At 53.5% G+C, this 9073-nt stretch carries 7 protein-coding genes; 2 read left to right on the top strand and 5 right to left on the bottom strand.

The window, feature by feature from the left end:
- Positions 1-191 precede the first annotated feature (191 nt).
- The gene (gene ilvC / locus ACI9KD_RS16215) at positions 192-1664 is read left to right on the top strand and encodes a ketol-acid reductoisomerase (RefSeq protein WP_414982210.1); all 1473 of its coding nucleotides are present in this window, start codon (positions 192-194) and stop codon (positions 1662-1664) included.
- A gap of 28 nt (positions 1665-1692) precedes the next feature.
- Here the strand turns inward: ilvC and ilvN are convergent, their stop codons facing one another.
- On the bottom strand, positions 1693-2184 hold the full coding sequence (gene ilvN, locus ACI9KD_RS16210; RefSeq protein ID WP_414982209.1) for an acetolactate synthase small subunit: 492 nt from the start codon (positions 2182-2184) through the stop codon (positions 1693-1695).
- A 1-nt stretch (position 2185) separates the two neighbouring features.
- Positions 2186-3925: an acetolactate synthase 3 large subunit gene (locus tag ACI9KD_RS16205; RefSeq protein WP_414982212.1), complete on the bottom strand. Its 1740-nt coding sequence runs from the start codon at positions 3923-3925 to the stop codon at positions 2186-2188.
- A gap of 566 nt (positions 3926-4491) precedes the next feature.
- Between ACI9KD_RS16205 and ACI9KD_RS16200 the strand changes: the two genes are divergently transcribed.
- Positions 4492-4938 (top strand): DUF4124 domain-containing protein, encoded by a 447-nt coding sequence (locus ACI9KD_RS16200; RefSeq protein ID WP_414982211.1) that lies wholly within the window; start codon positions 4492-4494, stop codon positions 4936-4938.
- A 121-nt stretch (positions 4939-5059) separates the two neighbouring features.
- On the opposite strand, the gene clpB is transcribed toward ACI9KD_RS16200, so the two are convergent.
- From clpB to ACI9KD_RS16185, 3 genes are all read right to left on the bottom strand, one after another.
- Positions 5060-7654 carry an ATP-dependent chaperone ClpB gene (gene clpB, locus ACI9KD_RS16195; RefSeq protein WP_414982208.1) on the bottom strand — a complete coding sequence of 865 codons (2595 nt, stop codon included), beginning with the start codon at positions 7652-7654 and terminating at the stop codon, positions 5060-5062.
- A 115-nt stretch (positions 7655-7769) separates the two neighbouring features.
- Positions 7770-8519, bottom strand: coding sequence for a peptidoglycan editing factor PgeF (pgeF, locus tag ACI9KD_RS16190; protein ID WP_414982207.1), 750 nt, complete (start codon positions 8517-8519; stop codon positions 7770-7772).
- A partial coding sequence (locus ACI9KD_RS16185; protein WP_414982206.1) for a pseudouridine synthase occupies positions 8516-9073 on the bottom strand: 558 nt, incomplete at its 5' end. The genes ACI9KD_RS16185 and pgeF, both read right to left, overlap by 4 nt.

Here is a 9073-nt window from a genome sequence, read left to right as displayed (position 1 = left end):
GAGATGCTGCTCGGCGGCAGTCTGGGTAAAACTGAGATTGCTACAGACTGCGAGAAAAATTTGTAGAGGCTTTAAATCCATGTGAACCCATAATTAGCGTCAAACGCAATACTGTTTCTATTATATAGCGTTTTACGCAAGCCTTTCATTAATCTAGACTTGCGCGCTTTCTACCTTTAAGGACTTTTCCAATGGGCCAGAACTACTTCAATACCCTCCCCCTACGACTACAGCTCAAACAACTGGGCAAGTGTCGTTTCATGGACGCCAGCGAGTTCGCAGACGGTGTCGAGAAACTCCGTGGCGCGAAGTTGGTGATCGTGGGCTGCGGCGCCCAAGGCCTGAATCAGGGCTTAAATCTCCGCGACAGCGGACTGAATGTGAGCTACGCACTTCGTGAGTCCGCCATAACCGAGCAGCGGGCGTCCTGGCGCAACGCTATAGACAACGGATTCCCTGTGGGCACCTATGCAGATTTGGTTCCCGCGGCTGATGTGGTACTGAACCTCACGCCTGACAAGCAACACAGCGCTGTGGTAACCGCGATAATGCCATTGATGAAGCACGGCGCCTGCCTATCTTACTCCCACGGTTTTAACATCGTAGAAGAAGGCATGCAGATCCGCGATGACCTCACGGTGGTCATGGTGGCACCCAAGTGCCCGGGAACTGAAGTACGCGAAGAATACAAGCGCGGCTTTGGTGTTCCGACCCTCATCGCTGTTCACACGGAAAACGACCCCAACGGTGACGGCATGGAGATTGCGAAGGCCTATGCGGTTGGAACGGGTGGACATCGGGCCGGAGTACTTCAAAGCTCGTTTATCGCGGAAGTAAAATCAGACCTTATGGGCGAGCAGACCATTCTTTGCGGCATGCTCCAGACGGGCTCCATACTGTGCTTCGACAAGATGGTTGAGAAAGGTATTGATACCGCCTATGCATCCAGGCTCATTCAGTACGGCTGGGAAACCGTTACCGAAGGACTCAAGCATGGCGGCATTACAAACATGATGGATCGCCTGAGCAACCCAGCAAAGTTACGTGCTTTCTATCTGGCAGAAGAGCTCAAGAACATTATGCGCTCCTTGTACGAGAAGCATCAGGACGACATCATGACCGGCGAGTTTTCCCGCACTATGATGGAAGACTGGGCAAACGACGACGTGAACCTCCTGAGCTGGCGTTCAGCCACTGCCGAAACCGCATTTGAAAAATCCGACAACAACAGCCAGGAAATCTCCGAACAAGAGTTCTACGATCATGGCATCCTCATGGTAGCAATGGTCAAAGCGGGTGTAGAGCTCGCCTTTGAAACAATGGTGGCAGCGGGAATCATCGACGAGTCGGCTTATTACGAGTCGCTGCATGAAACACCACTTATCGCCAACACTATCGCGCGCAAAAAGCTTTACGAAATGAACGTTGTTATTTCGGACACTGCAGAATACGGCTGCTACTTGTTTGACCATGCATGCAGACCGCTGCTCGCAGACTTCATGAAAGACGTTGAAACAGACGTGATCGGCACAGGCTTGGGCAGCGACAACACCGTCGACAATCAGGAATTGATTCGCGTAAACGAGGCTATTCGTTCACATCCAGTAGAGACAGTGGGCACGATGCTGCGGGGCCACATGACGGCCATGAAGAGCATTCTGTAAGCGGCTTTGCCTAGGAACAACTGCGGCCCTAGGGCCGCAGTATTTTTTCTCCTCTCGAAATACCTGCAACACCGGACCGCACAACCTCCAAAATATCCGCCGCGGGTATCGCTGCTACAAACGAATCCAACTTATCTGTCGTCCCTGCAAGCTGAATCGTGTAAACCCTCGGACCTACGTCGACGATCTGGCCACGAAAGATATCTGTAGTGCGCTTAATTTCTTCTCGCTGAGTTGAGTCAGCACGCACTTTTATGAGCATCAAATCTCGCTCAACATGTGCGCCTTCCGTCAAATCCACTAGCTTGACCACATCCACAAGTCGGTTGAGATGCTTCGTAATCTGCTCTATGTGTCGATCGTCACCATCGGTCGTAAGGGTAAGTCGCGACAAAGTCACATCTTCGGTGGCCGCCACATTGAGCGTTTCGATGTTGTAGCCCCGCTGCGAGAACAAGCCTACAACCCGCGACAATGCACCCGGTTCGTTTTCCAATAGTATTGAAATAATGCGACGCATGTCAGCTCCTCTCATTCTTACTAAGCCACATGTCCTTCATGGAACCATTGGGCGCCACGTGCATTGGATACACATGCTCCATGGGATCTACCCAGACATCGAGAAACACCAGCCGATCCTTTAAAGCAAAAGCCTCTGCCATCTTCGCGTCAAGCTGATCCCTGTCTTTCACCTCAATACCCACGTGACCATAGGACTCCACTAGCTTCATGAAGTCCGGCAGTGAATCCTCATAAGTACTCATGGCGTAGCGACCTTCGTACTGCATGTCCTGCCACTGTTTCACCATCCCCAGAGCATTATTCCGCAGATTAATGATCTTGACCGGCGTGTTGTATTGCAAACAGGTAGAGAGCTCCTGGATATTCATTTGAATACTGCCCTCTCCGGTGACGCAAGCAACATCGTCATCTGGGAACGCCAGCTTCACACCCATTGCCGAAGGCAAACCGAAGCCCATGGTTCCTAGGCCACCTGAGTTTATCCAGCGACGCGGCTTATCAAATTTGTAGTACTGAGCTGCAAACATTTGATGCTGCCCTACGTCGGAGGTGACGAAGGCATTACCCTCAGTAATGCGATAAAGGCTCTGAATAACCTCCTGCGGCTTGATGTAATCGCTTTCACCGAACCGACGACCGGTCCACAGCCCATGACTGGCTCGCCACCCTTCAATCTGCGCCCACCAGGGCTCCAGAGACACCTCCTCTGCCGGAGACGCCTCATTCTCCTGGCTGCTGCGAATCACCTCCAACAAGTCCGTAAGCACAGATCGCACTGGCCCAACGATGGGGATATCGGCAGCCACCGTTTTTGATATAGCCGCAGGATCAATATCAATGTGAATGATTTTTGCCCCGGGGCAGAACTTGCCTACGGTATTCGTCACCCGGTCATCAAACCTCGCACCGACCGCGAGAATAACGTCGGAGTGATGCATAGCCATGTTGGCTTCGTAGAATCCATGCATGCCCAACATTCCCAGAAACTGTCGGTCCGACCCAGGGTAAGCACCCAAACCCATAAGGGTACTGGTCACAGGGAAATTCAAATGCTGTGCAAGCTCAATCAGTAGATCGCTGCCCTCACCCAGAATCACGCCACCACCGGAATAGATAATCGGTCGCTTAGCCGAGAGAAGTAATTTGGCTGCCTTTCGAATCTGTCCGCTGTGCCCGCGTACTGCGGGAGAATAAGAACGCAGTTTGACGCTCTCCGGGTACTCGTAAGGAAAGCGTTCATCCGGTCGCGTGATGTCCTTGGGAATATCAATGACCACAGGTCCGGGTCGCCCACTGGCTGCAATGTGGAAGGCTTTCTTGATCACCAGAGGCAATTGGCTAGCGTGTCGCACCTGAAAACTGTGTTTCACGATGGGCCTTGAGATACCCAGCATGTCGGTCTCTTGAAACGCGTCCTCGCCGATGAGGTGGCTTTGCACCTGCCCTGACAACACAACCATGGGTATGGAGTCCATGTAAGCCGTCGCGATACCCGTCACTGCGTTGGTCGCCCCGGGGCCCGAGGTGACAAGCACAACACCCGGCTTTCCCGTTGCGCGGGCATAGCCGTCAGCGGCATGCGTCGCCGCCTGCTCGTGGCGCACCAGGATGTGGGGCACACTCGCCGCCTTGAACAGAGCATCGTAGATGTGCAGAACCGCACCTCCCGGATACCCAAAAATAAACTCTACGCCTTCGTCTTCCAGCGCCCTTGCAATCATTTCGCCGCCGGAGAGCATCTCAACACCCTCTTCCAACTCCGCGGCCATATCCAGCTTTGCGTTCACTATCGTAACTCCCGCTCGTGCCAGCGCTTACCCTCGCCAACAACAAACAGTTTTCGCACCTCTTATAAAACAAGGCACGCCGATTCCGTCGACACAAGACGTCAACCGCGATGAACAGAGGGATAACAAGCACGAAGGGACCCCGTGTCGTTGTCGCCCTGCGCGGTAACGCAGTGTGGACTGCCGCGATTTGCACAATAAGTGACAAACTGCAGCCGACGGGACGTAAGTACAGCTAACCCGGATAATCGCACCGGGACAGGGGCTAGTGGCAGAGGGTACTCTGCGTTGCCATTACCATATTCACGACGGCTTAAGTTTGGTGATGGAAAGGCTTCTTGTCAACGGTAGCATTTACGGGTCTTTCGGCACCGTTTGCGCCCATGATTGATAGTATGAGTTTCATTGCGCCCAAGTTGATGCTTGGGTATGGTTCCTGTCACGAATTAGCGGAGTGTTCCGTGAAACATTTAAATCTCAGCCCAGCTTTTACTTCCGTCCGGTGCTTAGCCGTGAGCATGGCGTTCGCCTGCTTAGTAACCGCCCTTGGCACGCCGAGCGAAGCTCAGGCCTCAGACACCTACTATCGCTGGAAAGATGAGCAAGGCAAGCTTGTGGTTAGCGACCGACCGCCTGAGTCTGAGCAAGTGGAATACGAGGTCGTATCACAAAAATCATCCTTGATTCGCCGGGTCCAACCCGGAGAGGGAGCGGTACCTAAAGAGGTGACACCTCGACCAGGGAATGAGTTCACGCAAATCGATCAACGACAAGAAGAGCTGGAAGTGGTGGCCAAGAATCCCGAGAGCTGCAATCGGGCAAAATCCAACCTCGATACTCTGAATACCTCGGCCCGCATCCGGATCCGCGACAAAGAAACCGGCGAGCTTCGGTTTATCTCAGAGGAAGAAAAAGAAACGCAGCGTCAAAAAGCTCAGGACACTATCCGCGTTCACTGCAACTAACACCACCTCGCAATGATTCACCCAAAAGCCCGGATTAGGTCCGGACTTTTTGGTTTAGACCAATTTGTATAGCTCATCATTTGTCTATACAACATGCTCTTTGCAGAGTCAGCATCAGGTCTTATTCGGCACCCTCCACAAGCTCAGCACGAAACTCCGGCCCTGCATCGCCCCAGTTCGCCAAAATTCGCTGACCTGGCGAAAACTCACCCGACAGCAGTTTATGGGCCAAGGGATTCTCCAGCTGCTGCTGAATAGCGCGTTTGAGTGGCCGAGCTCCATAGACCGGATCAAAACCACCCTCCACCAACTGATCCATAAAAGAGTCACTGACATCCAACTGCATATTTCTCTCGGCTAATCGAGCCCGCAAACCCGCTAGCTGTATCGTAGCAATGCCACGAATCTGGTCCTGCAATAGTGGATGGAACACGACCGTTTCATCGATACGATTCACAAACTCTGGCCGAAAATACTGGGACACAACACCCATTACCGCGGCTTTCATGGCCTCGTAATTGTCGTCCCCCGCGAGCTCCTGAATCAAATCCGAGCCCAGGTTTGAGGTCATAACAATCACGGTATTACGAAAATTCACCGTTCTGCCCTGACCGTCGGTAAGGCGGCCATCGTCGAGCACCTGTAATAAGATGTTGAACACATCAGGATGGGCTTTTTCGACTTCATCCAACAGCAGCAAAGAGTAAGGACGGCGACGCACGGCTTCTGTCAGGTATCCACCCTCTTCGTATCCCACGTATCCCGGGGGCGCTCCAATAAGACGTGAGACTGAATGCTTCTCCATAAACTCAGACATATCAATGCGTACCATGGCCTGCTCACTATCAAACAGAAAGTTCGCCAGCGCCTTGCACAGTTCAGTCTTACCCACACCGGTTGGGCCCAGGAACAAAAAAGAGCCATTGGGACGATTAGGATCAGAGAGACCCGCCCGCGAGCGTCGCACTGCATTAGACACCGCAACTACCGCTTCATCCTGGCCCACAACTCGATGGTGCAATGCGTCTTCCATATGCAGCAATTTCTGTCGATCACCTTCCAGCATTTTGGAGATAGGAATACCCGTCGAACGCGACACCACCTCGGCAACCTCTTCGTCCGTCACTTTGTTGCGAAGTAAAGTACGCTCCACGTTCTCCGCGGCATGCGCCTGAGCGAGCTGCTTCTCTAGTTCCGGCAGCTTGCCATACTGAATTTCTGACATACGCGTAAGATCGCCGGCTCGACGCGCGGTTTCGAGATCAAGCTTTAGCTGCTCAATATCACTCTTGATTGACGCAGCGCCCTCTAAGGAGGCTTTCTCCGCTTTCCAAACCTCCTCGAGATCAGCAAACTCCTGTTCACTTGTCTCAATTTGTCCATCGAGCAGTGCAAGCTGCTTGACCGCCGATTCATCCTCGTCTTTGCGCACCGCTTCGCGCTCAATTTTTAGCTGAATCAGTCGTCGCTCAAGACGGTCCAAGGCTTCGGGTTTGGAATCGATCTCCATACGGATACGACTAGCCGCCTCGTCAATCAGATCAATTGCCTTGTCGGGAAGCTGACGATCAGTGATGTACCGTTGCGAAAGCTGCGCTGCGGCGATGATGGCGGAGTCTGTGATATCCACCCCATGATGGACCTCATAGCGTTCTTTAAGGCCCCGCAAAATAGCAATGGTGTCTTCTTCGCTAGGCTCCTCGACGAGCACTTTTTGGAAGCGTCGCTCTAAAGCCGCATCCTTTTCTACATATTGTCGATACTCATTGAGCGTAGTGGCGCCCACACAATGAAGCTCGCCTCTGGCAAGCGCGGGCTTAAGCATATTGCCGGCATCCAGAGACCCTTCGGCTTTCCCCGCTCCCACCATGGTGTGGATCTCATCAATAAAGAGGATGACGCGACCCTCCTCCTTAGACAGCTCATTAAGTAGGGCTTTGAGACGCTCCTCAAACTCTCCTCGAAACTTCGTTCCCGCCAGCAAGGCACCCAAGTCCAGAGACAGAATGCGTTTATCGCGCAAACCTTCCGGCACCTCGCCATTAATCACTCGCTGCGCAAGCCCCTCAACGATGGCGGTTTTACCTACGCCGGGCTCACCGATCAGTACAGGATTATTCTTAGTACGACGCTGTAATACCTGCACCGTTCTACGGATTTCATCATCCCGACCAATGACCGGATCCAGCTTGCCGTCCCTAGCACGCTCTGTCAGATCAATTGTGTATTTCTCCAAGGCCTGCCGCGACTCTTCTGCATCGGCACTATCGACAGGCGCACCGCCACGAACTGCCTGCACCGCAGTATCCAGTCCTTCTTTGCTCACACCGCTATCCGTCAATACTTTGCCTACCGCGGCGCCCGCCTCGAGCAATGCCTGCAGTACCAGCTCACTAGAAATAAAGCTGTCCCCACCTTGCTGCGCCTTTTTGTCGCTCAGGTTCAGTACACGGCTTAGATCGGGCGACACATGAATCTCACCCCTAGAATTACTAACGGTGGGCATAGCGTCGATGACGGAACGCAGCGACTGCTGCAGCGCATCTATGTTGGCACCGGCTCGCTGTAACAGTGGCCTTGCGGCTCCGCCCTGCTGATTGATGAGTGCTTGCAACAGGTGCGCTGAGTCAATTTGATTGTGATCGCGACCGACCGCCAATGACTGAGCATCTGCCAGGGCGCTCTGCAAAGGATTAGTGAGTTTGTCCATTCTCATGATTGTCTACCTCCACAGTGATTCAGCGACCAACTTTAGCCAAGCTACTGATTGGCGTGATCATTTATACCCTTATAGATGTTGGGGTCTAATGATCAATTTCAAGGCCTGATGTTTAGGGATTTCGAAGAATGAGACAGGACATGCGGCCGGTGACGCCGTCGCGCCGGTAAGAAAAAAAGCGTCTGGGGTCGCTCACAGTACAGTCCTCAGCGCGCTGTATATGTAAAAGGCCCAGCCGCGTCAGGCGCTGCTCAGCAAGAGAGGGGAGATCAGCAAGGTAATGCCCGGATCTGCGCATAGAAGGCTTAAAGCAGCTATCGGTCCCTGGCGCCTCATTTTGCCGCATAAAAGCCGCGCGAACTTCCGGGCCAACCTCAAACTCATCGCTCCCAATCGCTGGGCCGAGCCATGCACACAGCTCCTGCGGAGCAACATTCAGCTTGGAAACCGCGGCATCAAGCACCCCCGCAACAAGCCCTTGCCACCCAGCATGCACTGCAGCGACCACGCTGCCACTATGATCAGTCAAAAGTACGGGCAAACAATCCGCCACCATGACGGCACAAGCTATACCCGAATCAGTCGTCCAACAGCCATCTGCGCTAAGAGGTGCCTGTATGCTGTCGCAAGCTTTAACAACGTCAGTGCCGTGTACCTGATCCAACCAGGCGATACGAGCTCCCGGCGGCAAGTGTTCCAGAAGTTCGGCTCGATTTCGCCGAACGGACTGCTCAAAATCGCCCACATGGAGGCCAAGGTTGAACCCATGGTAAGGGCCGTCGCTGCACCCCCCCTCACGTGTGGTGTAGAAAATTCGCACATTCCCGGGCCAGTCGGCTAAACGGACCTCGTGAACGCTCACAGCGAGCCCAAAGAGTGCCCGCTATCAGGAGAGTTTTCTTCGGCGAGCACCTTTAAAAGCTCCTGAAGGTCATCGGCCAATGGGGACTCGAAGCTACACTCATCACCTGACCCCGGATGAACAAAACTCAGACGCCGCGCATGCAGTGCCTGACGACGAAAGCTGCGCAAAGTATCCGCCAAACGGTCACTACAACCCCGAGGCAACTGCAGGCGACCGCCATACACGGGATCTCCCAAAAGCGGATACCCCCGATGCGCCATATGCACACGTATCTGATGCGTTCGACCGGTCTCGAGTTGAACATTCAAAGCCGTGTATTGAGCAAAACGCTGCGCTATTCGGTAATGCGTCACAGCGGGCTTGCCGTTGGTGGGCACTACGGCCATCCGCGTTCTTTGTCGCGGGTGACGACCAATATCAGCCTCTATGCGTCCTCCGCCGCTGGGAACACCTCGCACAATCGCGAAGTAGTCCCGTTTAACGTCCTTTTTTTGCAACTGCGATACTAAACTTCGATGCGCGTTTAAAGTGGCGGCAACGACCAGCAAGCC

The organism is Congregibacter sp. (genome assembly GCF_047617445.1).
GTDB lineage: Bacteria > Pseudomonadota > Gammaproteobacteria > Pseudomonadales > Halieaceae > Congregibacter.
Note: the sequence above shows the minus strand (reverse complement) of the source record. Positions and strands in the feature narration are given on the sequence as shown.